This is a genomic window from Kribbella sp. NPDC006257 (assembly GCF_040613535.1).
Classification (GTDB): domain Bacteria; phylum Actinomycetota; class Actinomycetes; order Propionibacteriales; family Kribbellaceae; genus Kribbella.
Genome location: NZ_JBEXSJ010000016.1, coordinates 1 through 21,822 on the forward strand (window position 1 = coordinate 1; position 21,822 = coordinate 21,822).

Here is a 21,822-nt window from a genome sequence, read left to right on the forward strand (position 1 = left end):
GCGGCCGAGTGTCCGTACCGCCCGGCCTACCTGCCGGTGAACCGGTTGGAGGACGGAACGGTGCAACCATGGTGATGCCGGCGAGGGCGTCGCGCAACTTGGCGGCGTTCTTCTTGGACAGATCGATCTCGTACGTCGAACCATCCAGACCGAATGTCACGGTCTCGTCGGCCTTACCGCCGTCGAGATCGTCCTCGAGAACCACCTGAACCCTTTGCGCCATCGCTGACAGTCCTTTCCGCGCCCGTCAACGGGCACAATCCCCCTGCCGATTTACTTGCAACCTGATTTGTACCGCACAAACCGGTTCCGTGTCATTCAACAGGCGGAATGGAAGCTAAAGATGTGACTAAACCCTCCGCCCCGGCCGAGATCCCGCATCGTTCGTGACGAAGGGTATTCATGTCACTCCGCGTACTTGTCACCGAAGAAATCGGACCCGGGAATGGATATGACCGTTGGTTGTGCTATGCAACGGTCACCCGGATCCGATTCCCGATCACTCCGGCCGAAGCAGCGGGAACAGAATCGTCTCCCGGATACCGACCCCGGTGAACAACATCACCAACCGGTCCAGGCCCATCCCCAGACCGCCGGCCGGCGGCATTCCGAACTCCATCGCGCGGAGGAAATCCTCGTCGAGTTCCATCGCCTCGGGATCACCGGCGGCAGCCAGCAACGACTGCGCCACCAGGCGTTCACGCTGGATCACCGGGTCGTTCAGCTCCGAGTACGCCGGTGCCAGTTCGACCCCGTTGATGATCAGGTCGAAGGCCTCGACCAATCCCTCGACCTGGCGATGCGGCTTGGCCAGCGGCCGGACGGCGGCCGGATAGTCCTGCACGAAGGTCGGCTGGATCAAGGTGTGCTCGACCAGCTTCTCGTACAGCTCCAGCGCGATGTCACCGGCATTCCAGCCCGGTTGCAACTCGACCTGATGCTGTTCGGCCAGCTTCTTCAACACGGCCGCCTCGGTGGTCACGTCGACCTCTTCACCGACCGCCTCGGAGATCAGCTCGAAAACCGTCGCCTCCCGCCACGGCGCGGTCAGATCGATCTCCGATCCGTCACGTCCGGTCACCGTCGTGCGACCGACCGCCTCGCCCGCATTCAGGATCAGATCGCGCAGCAATGTCTTCATCGTGTTGTAGTCGCCGTAGGCCTGATATGCCTCGATCATCGAGAATTCCGCGGCATGGGTGGAGTCGAGGCCCTCGTTACGGAACGTCCGGCCGATCTCGTAGACCCGGTCGACGCCACCGATCATCGCCCGCTTGAGGTCCAGCTCGAGGGCGATCCGGAGCAGCATCTGCTGATCGAAGGCATTCAGATGGGTCCGGAACGGCCGGGCCGCGGCGCCACCGTTGGTCAGCTGCAGGACCGGCGTCTCGACCTCGATGAAGCCCTGCGCGTCGAAGGTCGAGCGCAGTGACTTGAGCACGGCCGCCTTGGTGCGGACCATGTCCCGGGCCTCGGGGCGGACGATCAGGTCGACATAGCGCAGCCGGACCCGGGACTCCTCGCTCAGCGGGGTGTGCTCGTTCGGCAGCGGGCGCAGCGTCTTGGCTGCCATCTGCCAGGCGCTCGCCTGCACCGACAGCTCGCCGCGGCGACTGGTGATCACCTCGCCCTGAACCGCCAGCAGGTCGCCGATGTCGACCAGCGCCTTGAACCGGGCCAGCTCTTCCTCACCGAGATCGGCCAGTGACAGCATCACCTGCAACTCGGTCCCGTCACCCTCGCGGAGCCGGACGAAGCAGAGCTTGCCGGTGTTGCGCAGGAAGATCACCCGGCCGACCACGGCCACCTGCTCGCCGGTCCGCGTGTCGGGCTCCAGCTCCTGCGCGTCGTACCGGTCGCGGAGCTCCTTCAGCAGGTGCGTCCGCTCGACGGCGATCGGATAGGGCTGCACCCCCTCGGCCAGTAGCCGGTCACGCTTCTCCCGGCGGACCCGCATCTGCTCGGGCAGGTCGTCCTGCCCGCTGTCGGGGGTCGTCGGGGTCTCGCGTGCATCAGTCATGCCCAAAGGCTAGTGACTGAGCACCTCCGCAGCCGAATCCTTTGTCCACACCCGCACCAGCGGCACGCAAGCGACTACAGCTGCGAGCGCCGCCAGAGCGCCGGCGGTGATGAAGGTCGGCCGGGTGCCCAGCAGTGCACCCGCAACGCCTCCGAGTAGAAGAGCCAGCAGGCTGGACGCGCGGGCGGTCCCGCCGAGAGCAGCGATGACTCGACCGCGCTTGTGCTCAGCGGTCCGCGTCACCAGCAGCGTGCTGACGGCCGCATTCAGCATTCCGCTGGCCAGACCGATGGTCACCGCCCCGACGGTCAGCACCACGACATCGCGGGCCAGCCCCATCAGGACACACGAGATCCCGATCCCGGCCATCCCAACCAGTACGGCGTGCGCTCGGGGCCGGTCACCTTTGAGCCGCCCGGTGATCCAGGCACCCGCGATCGCCCCGGCGCCCTGAGCCGCCAGCACCACGCCGTACCCGGTCGGGCCGAGCCCGATCTCGTCGGTGATCAGCAACACCTCGACCACGTTGACCGCCTCGCCGACCAGGATGAAGAGCCACAGCGCCGGGACCAGGATCCGGAGCAGATCGTCGGCGAAGATGCTCCGCAGCCCGGCCGTCATCGCGCCACGCTCACGGACCGCGCCGGGCTCCGGGCGGCGCCGGGTCCGGACCAGCCGGGCAACCACCGCGAGTCCGACGAAGGTCGAAGCGTCGACCAGGAGTGCGCCTCGCGGGGACCAGCCGACCAGTACGCCGCCCAGCCCGGAGCCGGCCAGCGTCGCTACGCCGATCAGCGCCTGGCTCGTTCCGGTCGAGCGCCCGACCAGTTCCTCACCCACGATCCGGGGAATCAAGGCTCCCCACGCAGGCCCGGCAACCGCCTGGCCGAGCTGCAGGACGCCGACCAGGGCAAGCGTCGCGGCCATCCCATGGGAGAAGGCGAGGCCGACCCCTGCAGCCGCCTGCAGCAGGGACGCCCAGACCAGCACAGTGCGGGAGTCGTAGCTGTCCACGATCCGGCCGGCGAACGGAATCATCAGCACCGTCGGCACCGCGAACGCCAGCAGCAGGGCGGTGATCGCGGTAGCTCCCCCACCGTCGCCGGAGACGCGGAGCATCAGGGCGACCAGGGCGATCGAGTCGCCGGCGTACGAGAGGGCTCGGGCGGGCAGGACGAGGCGGATGTCGCGGAACGACCAGATCGAGATCTGAAGTGGTTGCTTCATAGTTGTGAAGTAAACGCTTCAGATTCCCAGGCGTCAAGCGACCGGCTACGCTGTCGCCGTGGCCAAGAAGAAACGGGTGGTGCTGACCGATCCGCGGGCGATCCGCGCGCTGGCCCATCCGGCCCGGCAGCGGATCATCGACGAGCTGTACTCCGGCAAGGTGCTGACCGCGACCGAGTGCGCCGAGCTGGCCGGGCTGACCCCGTCGGCGACCAGCTACCACCTCCGGGCGCTGGAGCGCTGGGGCATCCTCGAGCGTGCCGACGCCTCTGCCGACGGCCGCGAACGCCCCTGGCAGGCGCCGGCGCAGAGCCTGATGATCTCGTCGCAGTCCACCGGCGCGGGCCGGCTGGCCAGCCAGGCGATGATGCGGACCAATGTCGACCGGGTGATCGAGCAGTTCGCCGAGATGGCCGACGACGACCCGTGGGACGACCTGAGCCTGATGGCCCGGAGCCGGCTGTGGCTCACGAAAGCCGAGGCCGAGCAGCTCGGCAAGGAGCTCACCGAGGTGATCGAGCGCCATCGCCGCTCCCGCACGATGACCAGTCATCCGGCCGGAACCCGCCAGGTGATGACCCTGCTGGCCGTGGTACCGGTCGGGAAGCCGCCGGAAGAGACCTGACCGTTAGGGACACAATCGCCCGCGCGGGCGTACCGTCGAAGGTAGGTACTCCGCCGCGTAGGTGATCGCATGCAGTCCTGGCTCCTGTGGTTGACCATCGCCGCCGTGCTCGGGATCGCCGAGTTGACGACGGCCACCCTCGACCTGCTGCTGCTCGCCGTCGCGGCCCTGGCCGCAGGTGGCGTCGCCGCGATCGGACTGGGCGTGGGGCTGCAGTTGCTGGCGTTCGCCGTCACGGCCGCCGCGGTGATCACGCTGGTCCGGCCGGTCGCCCGGCGGCATCTCACCTCACATCCCCAGCTGCGGACCGGCGTCGCGGCGCTGATCGGCCGGGAGGCCGTAGTACTGAGTGCCGTCGGCAGGGAACCCGGGCGGGTCCGGATCGGCGGCGAGGAGTGGACCGCGCGCTCGTACGATCCCGACCTGCTGATCCCGGCCGGGACCACCGTCGACGTCTTCGCAATCGAGGGCGCGACCGCCCTCGTCCATCCCCGGGAGGATCCATGGCCGAACTGATCGTCGGACTCGTGGCCGCGCTGCTGGCCGTCGTGCTGGTGCTGCGGACCGTGCGGATCGTGCCGCAGGCCAGAGCCAGCAATGTCGAACGGCTCGGCCGCTACCTGCGCACCCTGGAGCCCGGGCTGAACGTGGTCATCCCGTTCATCGACCGGCCCCGGGCGCTGATCGACCTGCGCGAACAGGTGGTCTCGTTCGAACCGCGCTCGGTGATCACCGAGGACAACCTGGTGGTGGACATCGACACCGTGCTGTATTTCCAGGTCACCGATCCGCGCGCCGCGGCGTACGAGATCTTCAACTACATCCAGGCGATCGAGCAGCTGACCGTCACCACCCTGCGGAACGTGATCGGCAGCATGGACCTGGAGAAGACGCTCACCTCGCGCGAACACATCAACTCCCAGCTGCGCGGCGTACTGGACGAGGCGTCCGGCAAGTGGGGCATCCGGGTGAACCGGGTCGAGCTGAAGGCGATCGACCCGCCGCCGTCGATCAAGGAGTCGATGGAGAAGCAGATGCGGGCCGATCGGGAGAAGCGGGCCGCGATCCTGACCGCCGAGGGGCAGCGGCAGGCGCGGATCCTGACCGCGGAGGGTGACCGGCAGGCGGCCATCCTGCGGGCCGAGGGTCAGGCGAAGGCGATCGACACGGTCTTCGAGGCGATCCACCGCAACGATCCGGACCCCAAATTGCTCGCCTATCAGTACTTGCAGATGCTGCCCGAGCTGGCCAAGGGTCCCGGCAACACGTTCTGGGTGATTCCGTCCGAGGTCACCTCGGCGCTACAGAACGTGACGAAGGCGTTCAACGGCCTGAACCCTGAAATCCCCCCGGATTAACTGAGTTGTGAAGTAAGAGGTTGCTTCCGGATGCCAGGATGGAGGCATGGGGGCAACTATGCACGCGCTGGCCATCGCGATCCCGACCGGTGGTGTCGCGATCCTGGCGTACCTGGTGGTCGGACTCGTCATCGGCGTCGAGAGCATGGGGGTGCCGCTGCCGGGCGAGACGACGCTCATCGCGGCCGCTCTGCTGGCATCGCAGGGCGAGGTGAACATCTACTTCGTGATCGGCTCGGCCGCGACCGGCGCGATCATCGGTGACTCGGTCGGCTACTTCATCGGCCGCAAGGCGGGCCGGAGCCTGTTCGAGCGGCTCGGCCGCCGGTTCCACCACTTCTCCGAGGCCCGGATCGTGAAGGCGGAGAAGTACTTCCACAAGTACGGGGTCTGGACGGTCTTCTTCGGCCGGTTCGTGGCGCTGCTGCGGATCTTCGCCGGTCCGATGGCGGGCATGCTGCGGATGCCTTATCCGAAATTCCTCGCCGCCAACGCGGCCGGCGGCATCGCCTGGTCGACCACGATCGGCGTGGTGGCGTACAAGATCGGCGACAACGCTGACAAGATCTTCGGCGAGGTGTCGGTCTGGGCGCTGGTGGCGATCGCGGTCGTCGCCGTCACGGCGTACGTGGTCTACAAGATCCGCCGGCGCCGCACCGAGGTCCCCACCGGCCCGCTGCTGGTGGAGCCCGTGCCGGTTCCTAGCCAGATCAAGAGCGAGGACAGCTCAGCGGACGCGTAGCACCATGCTCGGCGTCGCGTAGCCGTAGACCGGGGTGCCCTGGTACTGCGAACCGGGGACCAGGAAGCGGTAGGCGAAGGTGCCGGGCCGGGTCGCCTTGAACGCGAGACTCGCCTGCCCGTTCTTGATCGGGGTCTGCTTGACGCTCGCCCAGGCCTTGCCGGTCCAGAACTGGAAGATGGCCTGCTGGTTCGCGATCGGGCGGACCGTCACGACCGCGGTGACGACGTCGTTGCGGTTGCGGACGTTACCCCCGGCGTACCCGGCGTTGGTGAGCTGGACCCGGCTCCGGCTCAGCGATGCGGCGCTGGCGGACGGGGTCACCAGGAAGCCGGCGCGGCTGGTGAGTGGGAGGTAGACGCGGTAGTTCCGCGATCCGGCCGCCGTCACCCGGAGGTCGAACCACCCGCCGAGCTGGGTCACGCCGCGGCCGGCCTCGACCCACGGACCGCCGGGCCTGCTCTGCGCCTGCAGCACCACCGGCAGCCCAGGAGCGGTCGTTTGTTGCTGGACGCAACGACTGTCGGCGCAGCTGACCTGCTGCAGCACCGTCCGGCCGCGCAGCGTCATCTGGGTGCCGAACGTCCACAGCGACGGCGCGGAGATCGAGGAGTAGCTGGTCCGGCCCGCGATCGCACCGCCGGTGAGCGAGGTCCACTCGTTGGTCGCGCGGAGCTGGAAGAAGTACGGCGGCCGGAGGTTCTTCACCACTTGCCGGGTTGCCGTCGTTCCCGTACCGAGGTCGCGGAACGGCTGCCCCGGCGTACCGACGACCGGGACGTAGAGCTGGGTGTCGTGCGGTACGTCGAGCGGGTCACCCGGTGAGAAGTCCGGCTCGGGCGGCGGCACCTTCCAGGTGACCACCACGTCCTTGCCACTCGGCACCGCCACCGCGTCGGACGGCCGCTGCGGACCGTCGGTGTCGAACATCGGCGACAGCGCGGCCTTGCTGCTCACCCCGCCGATCGACGTACCGATCTCGACCGCGATCTTGTAGTTGCCGTCGGGCGGGAAGGCCGAGGTCGGGATCGCCCAGGTGTTCGGTTCGCCGGCCGGCAGATATTTCACGTACGACGGGCTGGTGCTCACCACGCCCTGGATGGTGATCCGGTTCGGGGCGTCGGAATCCTTCCAGCTGACCTGGACCGCCTGGTGGCTCTTGTCGGACCAGCCGATCGACACCCCGGTCGGCATCGGGTCGGACGAACAGGCGGTCAACGCCGACGCGCCGACCAGAAGTGCCAACGCAACGGCGACCACCCTGCGCATTGCGTCTCACCTACCCTCACTGCTGGACCGCACAGACCATACATAGTGCGGACAATGCGCTGGCTACCAGTAGGGTCGAATCGTGATACTCGGACCGGCTGCCTGCCGGGACCACCTGGCCGCCGCGGACCACGCCTACCTGGCCACCACCGGCGAAGACCTCCGGCCGCACATCGTCCCGATCACCTTCGTCCTGACCGGCGACGAGCTGGTCTTCGCCGTCGACCACAAGCCGAAGTCGACCCGCTCACTCCGCCGCCTGGCCAACATCGCCTGGAACCCCCGCGTCGCCGTCCTCTGCGATCACTACGCCCCCGACTGGACCCACCTCTGGTGGACCCGGGCCGACGGCCACGCCACCATCACCGAGAACGGCCCGCTGACTGCCTTGGCTGCCAAATACCCGCAGTACTTGGCAGCCCCACCAGCTGGCCCCTTCGTCAAAGTCACCATCGACAACTGGACCGGCTGGTCGTTCAGTTAGGGCTTGACGGTGAGCGTGAAGTTCGGGCTGTAGGCAGCTGCGACCGACAGACCGTTGTAGGTCTGCGCCGGCACGTAGTACCGATAGGTGAAGGTGCCCGCCGTCGCAGCGCTCAGGCGCCCCGTTCCGCGGCCGGAGGTGAACGGCACGTTGGCAACGGCAACCCAGGTGCTGCCGTTCCAGCGCTGGAGTGAAGCCGTGCCGGTGGTGGCGGGGTTCACGGTCAGGGCGGCGTTCACCGGCGTGCTGCTGCGGGAGACCGTGGATGCGGCCAGTGACACCGTCGCCTTGAGCTGCGTGGTGGTGGTGACCGGGGCGCTGTAGCCGCCGAACCAGACATCGCGGCCGACGTTCGAGGTCGTGTTGCCGACGACGATGCGGTACTGCCTGGTGCCACGGCTCGGCACCGTGAACTGGTAGGAGCCCGTCGGGAAGTGGTTACTGCCTACCGCGTACCAGGCGCTCGTCGCCGTGCTGCGCGCCTGCAGGGTGACCTGGGTGCTCGTCTCGGGCCCGTCGAAGGTGCCGCGGATGACAGTGTTCTGGCCGGCGACCACCCAGGCCGGAATCGACGTCGTGAACGCGGACGAGTGAGCCCTGATGCCGTCATTCTCGACCGACATCCACTCGTTCGCCGCCCGCACCCTGAGCGTGTACGGCGGGTTGGGCCCGACGACTGTGGCCGTGGTGCTCGTCGACCGCTGCCCGACCGGCACCGTCGTGCCATCCGGAAGCTGGTACGCCGCCTGGTACTTCACCGGCAGGTCCAGGTCCAACGGGTCGCCCGGAGTCGTGTCCCGGTGGGTCGGCGTGCCTTGCTTCCAGCTCACCTGCAGCGTGCTGGTGCCGGACGGCTGATAGGACGTGATGACGGGAGCCCCGGCATCGATCGTGTCGAACGGCACCGACACGGCAACGGGGCTGGTCTCCCCCGCCGCGTCGCCGACCGTGACCCCGACCTCCAGCAGCGCCCCCACCTGCCACATGAACTCCGCCGGCAGGTCAACTGCATTCGGCGCATCCGCCGCCACGAACTTCACCCTGTTGCGCATGGTCGACCCCGGCCACCGAACGAACACCTTGTTCGGCCGCGCCGAATCCTCGTCCCAGGTCACGTGGACGAACTTGTAGGTGTCGTCCTTCCAGCTGATCTGCACGTTGGTCGGCGCCGGGTCAGCCGTCACCGCAGCCTGTGCAGGCACAACAACACCGGCAGACAACAGGCCCGCCATCAAAGCAACAAGAGAGATCTTCTTCATGTGGGGCCTTTCAGACCGTGACGGAGTAGAAGGTGTTGGTGTAGGAGGCGGCGAAGTACAGGCCAGCGTAGGTGGCGGCGGGGACGTAGTACCGGTAGGCCACCCGGCCGACGCGGGCGCTGAGCATCTGGGCTACGCCCTTGCCGTTGGTGACCTTGACCGGTCCGACGGTGGTCCAGGTCTTGCCGTTCCAGCGCTGCAGACTGGCCGTGGTGCTGATCTTGGGGAGGACATCGACGGTGGCGGGGTTCTTCATCCCGACGTACTGCGTTGTCCAGGTGAAGTACCCGAACGCGTTGAGCTGGGTCGTGGACGCAGCCGAACCGCTGTAGGCACCGAACGAGGCGACGTAGCCGTAGTCCATGGTGTTGGGGATCGCCACCCGGTACTGGCGCGATCCACCGGTGCCGAGATCGAACCCGAACTTGCCGCCGGTGAACGAGCGCGACGACACGACGTACCAAGGGCTGGTCGAGCTGTTCCGCGCCTGCAGCACCACCTGGCGCCGTTCCTCAGCCGGGGTGTAGGTGCCGGTGATGCTGACGCCGTACTTCCCGTACACGGCCCAGGCCGGGATCTTGACGGCGATCCTGGTCTGCCGGGCGTCGACCCAGGCGCCGTCGAACTGGCCGCCCCATTCGTTGTGGGCGATGACGCCGAACCAGTACGTCGACTGGGGGCCGGTGAAGGTCAGCTGGGTGGCCGGCCCGCGGCTGCCGATCATGGTCTTCGGGCCGCCCTGGGTCAGGCTGTAGTACGGCGTGTAGGTGATCGGGATGTTCCGGTCCAGCGGGTCGTTCGGCGTCGTGTCGACGAACAGCTTGGGCGCCCACTTGGCCGTGATGGTGCTGGTGCCGGACATGCCGGCCGAGACCAGCGTCGACCGGTCCGGGGTGTAGGCGTCGAAGGCCTCGGACCCCGTCGCGGGGCTGGTGTCCTCGGTGGTGCCGGTCGTGACGGCGAACTCCAGCGGACCCTCTGCGGAGCTGACCCACTGGTCGTACCGCAGGATCTGCGGGGCGACTTCCAGTACGTCGGGTGCGTCGGCCGCGACTCGGTAAGCCTCCAGGACCTTCGTCGAGCCCTTGTGGCGGAGGACGATCCGGTTCGCCTGCGGGGTCTCGTCCGTCCAGGTCAACTGGACCTTCTGGAAGGTCTCGTCCTTCCAGCTGACGTGCACGTTCGCCGGCGCCGGGTCGGCGGCGAACGCCTCGGTGGCGGTCAGGCCGGAGGTCAGGAGGGCGGCGGCGACGATCGCTACAGGCCACTTCTTCATGCTGGTGGTGCCTTTCAGCGGACTGTCGTGATGGCGAATTGGTTGCTGTAGGCAGCGGCTACCGGAAGGTTTCGCCAGGTGGCGTTGGGGACGTAGTAGCGGTAGACGGCGCGGCCGACCGTGGTGGCGCGGAGCTTGGCCTGGCCGTTGCCGTTCTGGCCGAAGGCCACGGTGCCTACCTTGATCCAGGTCTTGCCGTTCCACTGCTGGAGGGTTGCGGTGCCGCTGTGGGGCGGGCCGACATTGATGCCCAGGGTGCTCGTCAGGCCGAGCTTGATCTGATCGTTCAGCGGCGCCCCGACGACGTGTTGCTGGACGGTCATGGTGCCGGTTGCACTGTAACCACCGAAGTACGCGTCGGTCTGGGTCGCGAAGTCCGGAACCCACAGCCGGAACTGCCGGGTGCCCTGGAACGGGTGCAGCTCGAACCAGATGTTGCCGCTGGTCTTCGTCGTGCCGACCGTGTACCAAGGGCCGGTCGAGCTGTTCCGGGCCTGGAGGGACGCCGGTCGCAAGTCGGAGGACGGTGCCACCGTCCCGCCGATCGTCGCCGTGTTGTTGGCGTCGACCCAGGTCGGGATCGTGGCCTTGACCCCGCTGGGATTGACGCCGACGCGGGCGCCTGGCACTGCGAACGACCACTCGTTGATCGCGTCGACGAAGAAGTTGACGCGTTCGGCCGGTGCGCTGAAGCTCAGCTCCTTTGCCGTGATCGGGCCGCCCAGGTCCACGCTGCCGTTGTCGCTGAGCCGCTGGTAACGCGGCTGGAAACGCACCGGGAGGGCGTTGTCCAGTGGGTCGTTCGGGGTGTCATCGGCTGCGGCGACGCCGTCGATCCATTTCACCTTCATCCCGTTCGTGCCCGACATGGTGAACGAGTCCAGCCGCGCCGGAGCCGGCCCGAGGGTGTCGAAAGGTGCGGACACCGCGACCGGGCTGGCCTCGCCGTCCGGACCAATGGCGACCACGCCGATCTCCTTGGCGAGGGTGGACGTTCCTTTGCCCAGCTGCGACACGGGTACGTCGAGTTCGTTGGGCGCGTCGGCCGACGGGTGGGGGCCGTACTGGTAGCGCGTGGGCTCACCGACCACGCGGTGGAACACGATGTTCGGCTGCGGGGTTGCTTCGTCCCAGGTGATGTGGACGTACTTGAAGGTGCTGTCTTTCCAGCTGATTCTGACGTTGGTGGGCGCGGGCTCCGCGGCGGAGGCTACTGAGGGCGTGGCGAGGCCGGCGGCGAGGAGGGCAGCGGGCAGGGCGGTGGTGATGAGCTTCATGAGGGTCCCCAGGAGAAAAGGGCCTGTGTTCCCCCACTGGCCCTGGCTTGACGCATTCTGCAGTATGGAGGGGTTGGGGGCCAACAAATTGCACGTTGTTGCAAACAGGGGGTTTCACCATGGCATTCATCCGTACGCCGGACGCCGACGACGCGTATCTCGAGGAGAACCGGCTGCCGGCCGGTCACATCCCGAATTTTGCCCGGACCTTCGCAGCGCGACCCGCGGTCTTCGAAGCCTGGAAGCAGCTGAACGGCGCCATCAAGGCATCCATGGACCTACGCCGCTACGAACTGGCCACTCTCGCCGCAGCCACTGCGCTGAAATCGAGCTACTGCAGCATCGCCCACGGCCAGGTCCTCGCCGAGAAGTTCTTCACCCCCGAGGAAGTCGCCGCCCTGGCCACCACTCCACCCACCGACCCGGTCGACCGCGCCGTCATGACCTTCGCCCGCAAGGTCGCCCTCGAGGCCGACCAGATCACCCAGCAAGACATCGACAACCTGAAATCCCTAGGGTTGAGCGACGAAGACGTTCTAGATGTCTCGCTGGCAGCCGCAGCGAGATGCTTCTTCTCCAAAACCCTGGACGCCACGGGCACCACCCCCGATACGGCGTACCGCGACCTGTTACCGCCAGACCTGCTCTCCGCACTGACGGTCGGCCGCCAGATCTGACCTACTCCGGCTTGTTGTGGCCGTTGATGATGTACGGCGAGGTGACGCCTTCGTACATCAGATGGGTGAACATCGGCACGTCGGGAATACTGATGCCCGTTGATGGTCCACCACAGACCAGGACGGCCGTTGAAGAAGCCGAGCCGGCGCCCGATCGTGTAGTTGAAGTGCCGATCAGCATCCGACGAAAACGGCAGCGCCGCCGGTACGCCGTACGAAAGCAGGTCGACGCGCTGAGTAGGCGCCACCCCTGCAGGAGCGTCGCCGGACCCCACCACGAGCGTCGTCGGTCCACCGCCCAGGCCCACGCCCACCGCCGTACCGACCGTGAACTCGAGATCGACCCGCCCACCAGCCGTCACCACCACCGCCCGACCCGAAACCGCCGACGGCCCATGAACCTCGGCCCCGTCCACCGCGACCACCTTGTACGCCGCCCCGTCGACCCACGACGTCATCGGAGGGTTGTCGGTGTTGATCAGCCGCACCCGTACGACGGACCCCGCCGGAACCTCCGTACGACGTTCGCCGTACCCACCGTTGACCGTCCGGATCTTGCCGTAGGTATGCACCGAGGCCACCACATCCCTTGCCTGCAAGGGGATCCGCGGCACCACCACCAAGGCACCGAACAACCCGTCCCGCACCTGCACATGCGACTGCTGATGTGAGTGGTACCAATACGTCCCGACATCCCGTACGACGAAGCGGTAGACGAACGACTTCCCCGGCATCACCGCGTCCTGGGTGACCCCGGCGACCCCGTCCTCGGCAGCCGGTACGTCGACCCCGTGCCAGTGCAGCGTGATCCCGTCCGGCACCGATTCGTTGACCAGCGTCACCTCGACCAGATCGCCTTGCTGGGGACGGATCTCGGGCGCCGGCGAACTGTCGTTCAGCGTGTACCCGGCGAACGACCCGCGCCCGGCGATCTCGAACCGCTCCTTCCGAGCGACCAGTCGCACCACGACGTCAGGCTTCTGATCAGCCGGCCCGGTCAGGGTCTGGACATCATGCCCGTGCCCGGCATGCACCGCGGGCCCGCCACCGAAGTCGGCGTACCTCATGGCCATCGGCGACAGGTTGCCAGGCAGCAGGCTCCGCCGCCAGAAGAAGACAAGCGGAGCCAGGACGACCACCGTCGCGGCGGCCGCGATCAACCCACGACGCCGCACTAAGGAGTGACCCCCACAGCGCTAGTTGCCCCGCGACCCGCTTCAGGTGTCGCTGTCGTCATGGTGGACCCGGCCCGGTCCACAACACCAGACGCCGAGCTGTCACCCGGCGTGATTGCGGGTGTGCGCGTGATGCAGCCCCAAGAGCGGCAGGAAGGGTTCCTGCGAGGTGATCGTCTGCGATTCCTCAACCACCAACGGCGCCAACGCTCCGGTCGCAACGACCGGGGCCGGGCCGAGGTCCGCGAGGATCCGGGTCACGAGCCCGTCGACCAGCGACGCGAAACCGAAGATCGCCCCGGACTGCAGTGCTTCGACAGTGTTCTTGGCGACCACCGAGCGCGGCCGGGTCAGCTCCACCCGGCGAAGCTGGGCCGCGGCGGCGCCGAGGGCGTCGACGGACGTCTCGATTCCCGGTGCGATCGCGCCCCCGACGAAGGCTCCGGCCGCGTTCACCACATCGACCGTCGTCGCCGTACCGAAGTCGACGATCACACACGGTGCGCCGTACAGGTGGACCGCCGCCAGCGCGTTGGCGATCCGGTCGGTGCCGACCTCGCGCGGGTTGTCGACCAGCACCGGCAGGCCGGTCTTCACGCCGGGCTCGACGACGACACTCGGCAGGTCGGGGTAGTACCGCGCCACCAGGTCGCGGAGTTCGTGCAGGACGCTCGGAACCGCCGAGCAGACGGCGACGCCGGAGACCGGCGATTCCCCTGCCAGCAGTCCGTCGAGCAGCACGGCCCACTCGTCCGCCGTACGGCGTGAGTCGGTGCCGACCCACCAGTGCCGCTTGACCGTGCCGTCGAGGACCAGGCCGACCAGGGTCCGGGTGTTCTCGACGGCGACCGCGAGCAGCATCAGGATCCCTGCAGGTCCATCGCGATGTCGAGCACCGGCGCCGAGTGGGTGAGCGCCCCGACCCCAAGGAAGTCGACCCCTGTCTCGGCCACCTCCCGGGCACTGTCGAGGGTCAGCCCGCCGGACGCCTCCAGCCGGGCCCGTCCCGCGACCTGGCTGACGGCTTCGCGCAGCAACGGCACGTCCATGTTGTCGAGCAGGATCAGCTCGGCGCCGGCCTCGACCGCGATCAGCGCGTCCTCGATCGTGTCCACCTCGACCTCGATGGCGATCTCCGGATACGCCTTGCGGACCAGCCGGAACGCCTCGGCGACCCCGCCGGCGGCGATCACATGGTTGTCCTTGATCAAGGCGGCGTCGGACAGGGCCATCCGGTTGTTCTTGCCACCACCGCACCGTACGGCGTACTTCTCCAGCGTCCGCAGCAGCGGCATGGTCTTGCGGGTGTCGCGGATGACCGCACCGGTGCCCTCCACCGCGTCGACCCAGCGCCGGGTCAGGGTGGCGACACCGGAGAGGTGGCAGAGGATGTTGAGCGCCGTGCGCTCGGCCGTCAGCAGTTGCCGGGTCTTGCCGCGCACCGTCATCAGGACGTCGCCGGCCTTCACCGGGGTGCCGTCCACGACGGAGTGCTCGAGTTCCACCTCGTCCTTGCCCGCGACCAGCCGGATCACCAGTTCGGCGACCTCCAGCCCGGCCACGACGCCGTCGTCGCGGGCCACGAACTCCGCCACCGAGATCTGGCCGGCCTCGATGGTCGCCGTCGTGGTGACGTCGGCTCCCCCCGCCAGGTCTTCCTCGATGGTGGCCCGGACGAGGTCCTCGACCCATTGCCTGTCGAGCGTGTCATCCATACCGCTACTTCCCCTCCGATGGCAGTGGCACGAAAGTCGCGCCGGGCCGGCTCGAGTCGCCCTCGGCGGCCAGTGTCAGGTCCAGATTGCCCGACCAGTTCTCGTCGTCGCGATCCGGGTGGTCCTCGCGCCAGTGTGAGCCGCGGCTCTCCTCCCGGGTGGTGGCCGCCGCGATCAGCGCGGAGGCGACCGTCACCAGGTTGGTCGCCTCCCAGCCAGGCGTCCCGGGCTCGCCCGCGGGCTGCTCGATCAGCTTCTCCAGCGTGGCCCCGGCTTCGGCCAGACCGTGAGCGCTGCGGATCACTCCGGCGCCGACCGTCATCACCCGCTGCATCTCCGGTACGACGTCCGCGTCGACCAGCCCGGGCACGCGCCGGTCCACCGCCGGTTCGCGCAGCGCCGGCAGCTCGGCGGCCAGCGAGTTGGTGATCCGGCGGGCGAACACCAGCCCTTCCAGCAAGGAGTTCGAGGCGAGCCGGTTCGCACCGTGAACGCCGGTGCAGGCGACCTCGCCACAGGCGTAGAGCCCCGGTACGGAGGTCTGACCCTGCAGATCGGTCCGGACGCCGCCGGACGAGTAGTGACAGGCGGGCGCGACCGGGATCAGCTCGCGCACCGGGTCGATACCGTGCGACCGGCAGGACGCCAGGATCGTCGGGAACCGGACCCGCCACTTCTCGTCACCGAAGTGCCGCGCGTCCAGGAACACATGGTCTTTGCCGGAGGCAAGCATCTGGCGCATGATCGCCTTCGCCACGATGTCGCGCGGCGCCAGATCCGCGAGCTCGTGCTGCCCCTGCATGAACCGCTTTCCTTCATGATCCACCAGGAAAGCGCCCTCGCCACGGACAGCCTCGGACACCAACGGCTGCTGGCCTTTCGCGCTCTTGCCCAGCCACAACACGGTCGGATGGAACTGCACGAACTCCAGATCGCGCACCTTCGCCCCGGCCCGCAGCGCCAGCGCCATCCCGTCGCCGGTGGAGACACTCGGGTTCGTCGTCGCGGCGTACAGCTGACCCAGTCCGCCGGAAGCGAGGATCACTGCGCGGCTGCGAATCGCGCCGACGCCGTCCAACTGACCTTCGCCCATCACGTGCACTGTGACACCACAGACAGCACCATCTGATGCAGTCAACAGGTCCAGCACCAGGGCGTGCTCCATCAACCGGATGTCCGGCGCCCGCTTCACCGCAGCGACCAGCGCCCGCTCGATCTCGGCACCGGTCGCGTCGCCACCGGCATGCGCGATCCGGTTGCGGTGATGCCCGCCCTCGCGGGTCAGCGACAGATCGCCGGCAGCATCACTGTCGAACCGCGCACCCAGCTCGATCAGATCGCGTACGGCGTCAGGTCCCTCGGTGACCAGAGCCCGTACGGCGACCGGATCGCTCAGGCCGGCCCCGGCGACCAGGGTGTCCTGCAGGTGGTCCTCCGGTGAGTCACCCGGCCCGAGCGCGGCCGCGATCCCACCTTGCGCCCACTGCGTCGAGCCGGAAGCGACCACGTCCTTCGTCACCACCAGCACGGTGCCGAGGACGCGGGCCTCGAGGGCGGCCGTCAGGCCCGCGATCCCCGAGCCGATCACCACCACGTCGACGGTGTCGGTCCAGCCCGGTTCGGGCGCAGCCAGCCGTTGCGGCACAGCGGGAGCAGTCATTCCGCGACCGTATCAAGCACTTTCACCGCAGCGTGATGGAAATGTTGTCAATGAGACGCGTGCTACCTACCCGGGCGGCGATCAGCATCCGGGCCTCACCAGGTCCGATCACGGGACCGAGGTCGGGCGCCCGCAGAGCGAGATAGTCGATCTTCACGGACGGTACTGCTTCCAGTTCGGAGTGTGCCGCCGACATCACCGCATCCGGACCGTTCATCCCGGCCTTCGCACCTGCGGTCAGTGCCCGATAGAGCACCAGCGCCTCGTCACGTTCGGTCTCCGACAGATAGCGGTTGCGTGAGGACAGAGCGAGGCCATCCGGCTCGCGAACGGTCTGCACCGGAACGATGTCGACGTCCATGTCCAGGTCGCAGACCATCTCCCGGATCAGCGTCAGCTGCTGGTAGTCCTTCTCACCGAACAACGCCAGATCCGGCGCGGTCAGGTGCAGCATCTTCGACACCACGGTCAGTACGCCGGCGAAGTGCCCCGGCCGCACCTGGCCCTCGAGTTCGTCGGCCAGCGGTCCGGGGTGCACGGTGATCGACGGCTCGTTCGGGTAGAGCTCGTCGCGGGACGGGTTGAAGACCAGGTCGACGCCCTCGTTCTTGGCGATCGCCAGGTCGCTGGCCAGCGTCCGCGGATACCGGTCGAAGTCCTCGGTCGGCCCGAACTGCAAGGGATTCACGAAGATCGTCAGCACCACGCTGCCGTCCGGGCCGACCCGTTCGCGGGCCTCGGCGAGCAACGCGGCGTGCCCTTCGTGCAGGGCACCCATCGTCATCACGACCGCCCGTGGCCGGATCGCCGCGGCCGCCCGCAGTTCCGCCTTCGTCTGGGTGAGTCTCATCGCGGTGCCTCCCCTGTCCGATCCCGCTCCAGCACCTGTTCGATCCGCGCGGCCGTCTCCGCGTCCAGCCGGCCGTCGGCTGCCGCCAACTCGACCGTTGCTCGCGCCAACTCCGTGTATGTGCTCGCCGTCCGCCCCCGGAGAACGGCGAGATGCGCCTGCACGGTCTCGGCGTCACCCCGCACGATCGGCCCGGTGAGCGCATCATGACCGGACCGCAGCGTGTTGTCGAGAGTTGCGGTCAGCAGTGGCCGAAGTGTGGCCGACGGGTCCGCGATACCGGCCGCACGCAGTACGTCGAGGGCCTGGCTGACCAGCGTGACCAGGTGGTTCGCGCCGTGCACGAGACCCGCGTGGTACCGCGCTCGCTGCTCTTCGGCGATCCACTGCACCTCGGCGCCGAGATCCTTCACCAGTCGTTCGACCAGTGCCCGATCCGGCGCCGTCGCGGTGAACACCACACCGGCCAGACGCGCGGGCGCGTCGGTGAACGTCATCGGGGGGTGCAGGGCGACCGGGGTGGCCGCGATCCCCCGTAGTACGGATGTGCCGTGGGCGCCGGACAGATGCACGGCGTACTGGTCCTCGGTGAACGGCAAGCTGAGCGCGACGGTGGCGATCGCGTCGTCCGGTACGGCGAGCAGCACCATGTCGGCGCGGCGGGTCACCTCGTCCGGGGGCAGGACGGGGACGTGCGGAAGGAGTCGCGCGGCGCGTTCGAGTGACGCGCGCGAGCGAGCGCTGACCCCGGTGACGGGATATCCGGCCGACGCCAAGGCTGCTCCCAAGGCGCCACCGGCCCGGCCGGAGCCGATGATGCCGATGCGTTCCATGTCCACTCTCTACGTTCCAGTCCCGGGCGGGTACCAGACGGTTCGTGCGGTCGGCACCACCCTAAGGCCCGGCGCTCGGGGCCGGCACTACGTGCTTGGTCACAACTGGTGGGAGCATGGGCCGGTGAGCGACAAAGACCCCTGGGCCGCGCGCACCGGGCTGACGGCGATCCTGATCGCCCTCCCCGAGCTCGCGGCATTCACGGACCGGTGGCGGTCCGTGTCGTACTCCTCGGCGCGACCGACCATGGCGTTGAGTGAGCTGATCCCACCGCACGTGACCGTCCTCGTGCCGTGGCTTCAGGAACCCAAGCCCGACAAGGTGCAGCGGCTCGAGGAGGCGCTGGCTGCCTTCCGGCCCTTCGACCTCAGCTTCTCCACGGCAGGCCAGTTCCCGAACGGTACGACGTGGTTGCGGCCCGAGCCGTTCGACCAGGTCACCGCCCTGGTCCGGACCGTCCTGGAGGCCTTCCCCGAATGCCCGCCGTACGGCGGTGAGCATCCCGATCCGCACCCGCATCTGACCATCTCGTCGTCGGCCCAGGGCGGCGCGCAGGTGCTCGCCGAGGCCCAGGCGGCGCTCGCCGCCGAGGAGGTGCCGACCGTCCGCCTCGATGACCTGACCATCTGGCGCGAGGGCGACGACGGCATCTGGCAGCTCACCGGCTCGGTCCCGCTCGGCGGCGACCCGAACGGATGAGGTTCCGGCAGGCCTGGGACGACGCGCTCTACGGCCCGGACGGCTTCTACCGGCGCGAACGACCTGCCCAGCACTTCCGTACGTCGGTGCACGCGTCCGCCTTGTTCGGCCAGGCGATCGCCAGGCTGGCCTCGGCCGCCGGACTGACCCAGGTCGTCGACATCGGCGCTGGTTCGGGTGAACTCGGCCGGGTCCTGCGAGCCGAGGGGCTCGACGTGCTCGACATCGAACTCGACGACGAACTGCCGTCCGTGCTCACCGGACTGGTGATCGCGAACGAGTGGCTCGACAACGTTCCCTGCGAGCTGGCCGAACTGGATGACCAGGGGACACCGCGCTACCTGCAGCACGACCTGACTCTCGGCGATGTTGTCGAGGGCAACGACTTGGATTGGCTCTCGACCTGGTGGCCGCTGGCCGAACCCGGCGACCGGGCCGAGATCGGGCTGGCCCGGGACGAAGCTTGGTCGGACGTCGTCGGGCGGCTCGACAAAGGGTTGGCGGTAGCGATCGACTACGGCCATCTGCGGGACGGGCGCCCGGCGTACGGGACTCTGACCGGTTTCCGCGACGGGCGTGAGTGCGCTCCGGTGGCTGATGGGTCCTGCGACATCACTGCGCACGTCGCGCTGGACTCCCTGGCCGCTGTGGTCCCTGGTGGCACAGTCATCAGCCAGCGCGAGGCTCTGCAGGTCCTAGGCATCACGGCCGCGCGTCCGGCGTACGAGCTGTCCCGGACGGACCCGCTGCGCTACCTGTCTGAGCTGTCCGCAGCGGGTGAAGCTGCGGAGCTACTGGATCCCGGTGGCCTCGGCGCCTTCGGCTGGGTCCTGCCGGAAGGGCTGTTGTGAGAAGGACTCCGTAGTACGGCGTGCTTCTCGGGCTCTGTCGGCCTGGGCCTCTAGGAGTTGCGCGGCTTCGGCCAGGTCTCGGTGGAGGGCTACTGCGTTGGTGGGGCCTTGTGGGGTGTCCACGTGGACGTTGGCGAGGCCTAGGCGACGCTGGATGGGTCCCTGCTGCAGGCGGACCGACTGGGTCTTGTGGTGCAGGACGATCGACGTACGGCGGCTCACCCAACCCTTGGTCGTCACCAGTACTTGACCGTCAACGCCGTACGTGAGGTAACGCCAACCGACTGGGCGCAGCCATTTCGCACGCTCGGGTGCGCGGTGCATCTGGATCAGCTGCAGGTCCGTGCCAGGCAGGACGCGTCGGAGCACCTCCGCGACCTCGCCGCGCTGGCCGACGGGCAGCAGCTGTGCGCCCTCGTGCTCGTCGTCTCCGTCCGACTTGGAGCCCGCGACACCGGCGATGTCGAGATCCACTCGTGCCCAGCCGATCAGCCGCCAGATCAGCGGCTCGGTGATCAGCAGGCCTTGCACGCGACCCGGCGGAACGGTCTGCCGCTGTACGTCGAACAGGCCGCGCTTGGTCCGCAAACCGTCCTGCGTCTCCGACAGCGTGAAGCCATGGTTACCGACGACCTGCTTCCAGATCGGCTGCACGACACCGAGCAACAGCGGAAGACCAGCGAACAGACCGACATGGAACTCGAACACCATCGTCGTCACGATCAACCAGATCAGCGCGGCAGCACTAGCGAGCACTGTCGACGACAGCAGGGTCGCACCGAGCAGCCGGCCGGTCGGAACCACCAGCAGCGGCGGCCCTTCTTGCGGGGCAGGCAGCTCCTGTTCGGCCTCGCCCTTTGCCCGGAACAGCAGAGTGCCCCGCAGCTTGGTCGCATCGGCTTCGGTGAAGTAGCTCAGCTTGCCGTCGTTCTTGCCGCCACCAGCGACGTCCATCCGCAGCTCGGCCATCCCGAACAGCCTGGCCACGAACGGCTGCGCGACGTCGATCGTCTGGATCCGGTCGAACCGGATGATCCTGGTCCGCCGGAACAGGAACCCGCTGTCCACCCGGATCGCATCGTCGGTCAGCTGCCACTTGGTGAACCACCACGACAACGCGCCGAGCAGGATGCCGCCGACCAGGACCCCGAGCAGGCCGATCCCGGCGATCTTCAGGTTGCTGCGCAGACTCTCGTTGTTCGCCATCGCGATAGCCGCGACGACGAAGTACCCCCAGCCCTTCACGAACGGGGTCAGCGGGTGCAGCCGGTCCCCCGTCCTCTCGGCGACCGGCAGCTGCTGGGTCTGGGCCGGCTCGGTCACAGGCCCCACGCCTGCGCCTGGCCGAGCGCGGACAGCCGGTCACGCAGCCGCGCCGCCTCGTCCGGATGCAGCCCGGGGATCTTCGCGTCGGTGGCCGGCGTCGCGGTGTGCAACTCGACGGTGGCCATCCCGAAAGCCCGCTCCAACGGCCCGGCCGCGACGTCGACGAACTGCATCCGGCCGTACGGAACGACGACCAGCTCGCGGAACATCACCCCGTGGCTGACCAGCAGCTCGTCCTTGCGCTCGGCGTACTTCCAGGACCGCTGGTTGCGGCCGATCACGATCCAGGCCCAGCCGAAGGCGAGCCCGGCGACGACGAGCGCGAGTACGCCGTACAGCCAGCCCACGGTCAGCCCGAGGACGACCAGCGCGGCGATCCCCAGCACGCCGAGCATGATCGCGGCGTTCAGCCGGCGGAGCGCCGCGAGATTCCGGGAGACCGGCGTCCAGGTGACATCCGAAGGTGCGAAGAGGTCGTTCACGTCCTAAGCCTGTCAC

General features: G+C 68.2%; 22 protein-coding genes and 1 pseudogene. 8 read left to right on the forward strand and 15 right to left on the reverse strand.

Features of this window, described 5'->3' with window-relative positions; all coding sequences use genetic code 11:
• From ABZ004_RS20255 to ABZ004_RS20265, 3 genes are all read right to left on the reverse strand, one after another.
• Positions 1-223, reverse strand: a 223-nt coding sequence (locus ABZ004_RS20255) for an Lsr2 family protein (RefSeq protein ID WP_355681582.1), incomplete at its 3' end; no start/stop codon positions are given.
• Positions 224-499: 276 nt separating this feature from the next.
• Positions 500-2,020: a lysine--tRNA ligase gene (gene lysS, locus ABZ004_RS20260; RefSeq protein WP_355681584.1), complete on the reverse strand. Its 1,521-nt coding sequence runs from the start codon at positions 2,018-2,020 to the stop codon at positions 500-502.
• Between the two features lie 9 nt (positions 2,021-2,029).
• Entirely contained in the window at positions 2,030-3,247 is a 1,218-nt protein-coding gene (locus ABZ004_RS20265) for an MFS transporter (RefSeq protein WP_355681586.1), read from the reverse strand.
• Positions 3,248-3,305: 58 nt separating this feature from the next.
• Between ABZ004_RS20265 and ABZ004_RS20270 the strand changes: the two genes are divergently transcribed.
• The 4 genes from ABZ004_RS20270 to ABZ004_RS20285 all read left to right on the forward strand — a co-directional run bounded on the left by ABZ004_RS20270 (position 3,306) and on the right by ABZ004_RS20285 (position 5,972).
• Positions 3,306-3,872, forward strand: coding sequence for a helix-turn-helix domain-containing protein (locus ABZ004_RS20270; protein WP_355681588.1), 567 nt, complete (start codon positions 3,306-3,308; stop codon positions 3,870-3,872).
• 69 nt (positions 3,873-3,941) lie between these two features.
• Positions 3,942-4,388, forward strand: coding sequence for an NfeD family protein (locus tag ABZ004_RS20275; RefSeq protein WP_355681590.1), 447 nt, complete (start codon positions 3,942-3,944; stop codon positions 4,386-4,388).
• The gene (locus ABZ004_RS20280; RefSeq protein ID WP_355681592.1) at positions 4,376-5,230 is read left to right on the forward strand and encodes an SPFH domain-containing protein; all 855 of its coding nucleotides are present in this window, start codon (positions 4,376-4,378) and stop codon (positions 5,228-5,230) included. The genes ABZ004_RS20275 and ABZ004_RS20280 overlap by 13 nt, the downstream gene beginning before the upstream one ends.
• 46 nt (positions 5,231-5,276) lie before the next feature.
• Positions 5,277-5,972: a DedA family protein gene (locus ABZ004_RS20285; protein WP_355681594.1), complete on the forward strand. Its 696-nt coding sequence runs from the start codon at positions 5,277-5,279 to the stop codon at positions 5,970-5,972.
• On the opposite strand, the gene ABZ004_RS20290 is transcribed toward ABZ004_RS20285, so the two are convergent.
• Positions 5,958-7,241 carry a hypothetical protein gene (locus ABZ004_RS20290; protein ID WP_355681596.1) on the reverse strand — a complete coding sequence of 428 codons (1,284 nt, stop codon included), beginning with the start codon at positions 7,239-7,241 and terminating at the stop codon, positions 5,958-5,960. The genes ABZ004_RS20285 and ABZ004_RS20290 overlap by 15 nt on opposite strands.
• Positions 7,242-7,323: 82 nt before the next feature.
• On the opposite strand from ABZ004_RS20290, the gene ABZ004_RS20295 reads away from it, so the two are divergent.
• Positions 7,324-7,725: a TIGR03668 family PPOX class F420-dependent oxidoreductase gene (locus tag ABZ004_RS20295; RefSeq protein WP_355681598.1), complete on the forward strand. Its 402-nt coding sequence runs from the start codon at positions 7,324-7,326 to the stop codon at positions 7,723-7,725.
• Here ABZ004_RS20295 and ABZ004_RS20300 read toward each other — a convergent pair.
• From ABZ004_RS20300 to ABZ004_RS20310, 3 genes are read right to left on the reverse strand one after another with little or no spacing between them, the layout of a single operon-like run.
• A complete protein-coding gene (locus tag ABZ004_RS20300; protein WP_355681600.1) occupies positions 7,722-8,984 on the reverse strand; it encodes a hypothetical protein in 1,263 nt (420 codons plus the stop codon). The genes ABZ004_RS20295 and ABZ004_RS20300 overlap by 4 nt on opposite strands.
• A gap of 10 nt (positions 8,985-8,994) precedes the next feature.
• Positions 8,995-10,260, reverse strand: a complete 1,266-nt coding sequence (locus ABZ004_RS20305; protein ID WP_355681601.1) for a hypothetical protein — start codon at positions 10,258-10,260, stop codon at positions 8,995-8,997.
• 14 nt (positions 10,261-10,274) lie between these two features.
• Positions 10,275-11,537: a hypothetical protein gene (locus tag ABZ004_RS20310; protein ID WP_355681603.1), complete on the reverse strand. Its 1,263-nt coding sequence runs from the start codon at positions 11,535-11,537 to the stop codon at positions 10,275-10,277.
• 272 nt (positions 11,538-11,809) lie between these two features.
• Here ABZ004_RS20310 and ABZ004_RS20315 point away from each other — a divergent pair, with 272 nt between their 5' ends.
• Complete coding sequence (locus ABZ004_RS20315; protein ID WP_355681915.1) at positions 11,810-12,214, forward strand: carboxymuconolactone decarboxylase family protein; 405 nt, start codon at positions 11,810-11,812, stop codon at positions 12,212-12,214.
• 617 nt (positions 12,215-12,831) lie between these two features.
• Here the strand turns inward: ABZ004_RS20315 and ABZ004_RS20320 are convergent.
• From ABZ004_RS20320 to ABZ004_RS20345, 6 genes and pseudogenes are all read right to left on the reverse strand, one after another.
• Positions 12,832-13,287, reverse strand: a pseudogene (locus ABZ004_RS20320) (multicopper oxidase domain-containing protein); the annotation flags it as partial.
• A gap of 204 nt (positions 13,288-13,491) precedes the next feature.
• Entirely contained in the window at positions 13,492-14,250 is a 759-nt protein-coding gene (locus ABZ004_RS20325; protein WP_355681605.1) for a type III pantothenate kinase, read from the reverse strand.
• Complete coding sequence (gene nadC, locus ABZ004_RS20330) at positions 14,250-15,104, reverse strand: carboxylating nicotinate-nucleotide diphosphorylase (RefSeq protein WP_355681607.1); 855 nt, start codon at positions 15,102-15,104, stop codon at positions 14,250-14,252. The genes ABZ004_RS20325 and nadC overlap by 1 nt, the downstream gene beginning before the upstream one ends.
• A gap of 4 nt (positions 15,105-15,108) precedes the next feature.
• Complete coding sequence (locus tag ABZ004_RS20335) at positions 15,109-16,764, reverse strand: L-aspartate oxidase (protein ID WP_355681609.1); 1,656 nt, start codon at positions 16,762-16,764, stop codon at positions 15,109-15,111.
• 22 nt (positions 16,765-16,786) lie between these two features.
• Positions 16,787-17,614 (reverse strand): pantoate--beta-alanine ligase, encoded by an 828-nt coding sequence (gene panC / locus ABZ004_RS20340; RefSeq protein WP_355681611.1) that lies wholly within the window; start codon positions 17,612-17,614, stop codon positions 16,787-16,789.
• Positions 17,611-18,447, reverse strand: coding sequence for a Rossmann-like and DUF2520 domain-containing protein (locus ABZ004_RS20345; protein WP_355681612.1), 837 nt, complete (start codon positions 18,445-18,447; stop codon positions 17,611-17,613). Before ABZ004_RS20345 ends, panC begins: the two co-directional genes overlap by 4 nt.
• Positions 18,448-18,571: 124 nt before the next feature.
• Between ABZ004_RS20345 and ABZ004_RS20350 the strand changes: the two genes are divergently transcribed.
• Together ABZ004_RS20350 and ABZ004_RS20355 are read left to right on the forward strand one after the other, a co-directional pair.
• A complete protein-coding gene (locus tag ABZ004_RS20350; protein WP_355681614.1) occupies positions 18,572-19,147 on the forward strand; it encodes a 2'-5' RNA ligase family protein in 576 nt (191 codons plus the stop codon).
• Entirely contained in the window at positions 19,144-19,998 is an 855-nt protein-coding gene (locus tag ABZ004_RS20355) for an SAM-dependent methyltransferase (RefSeq protein WP_355681616.1), read from the forward strand. Before ABZ004_RS20350 ends, ABZ004_RS20355 begins: the two co-directional genes overlap by 4 nt.
• On the opposite strand, the gene ABZ004_RS20360 is transcribed toward ABZ004_RS20355, so the two are convergent.
• Entirely contained in the window at positions 19,939-21,321 is a 1,383-nt protein-coding gene (locus ABZ004_RS20360; protein WP_355681618.1) for a PH domain-containing protein, read from the reverse strand. The two genes, ABZ004_RS20355 and ABZ004_RS20360, sit on opposite strands and share 60 nt — an antisense overlap.
• On the reverse strand, positions 21,318-21,806 hold the full coding sequence (locus tag ABZ004_RS20365) for a PH domain-containing protein (protein WP_355681620.1): 489 nt from the start codon (positions 21,804-21,806) through the stop codon (positions 21,318-21,320). Before ABZ004_RS20365 ends, ABZ004_RS20360 begins: the two co-directional genes overlap by 4 nt.
• Between the last annotated feature and the right edge of the window lie 16 nt (positions 21,807-21,822).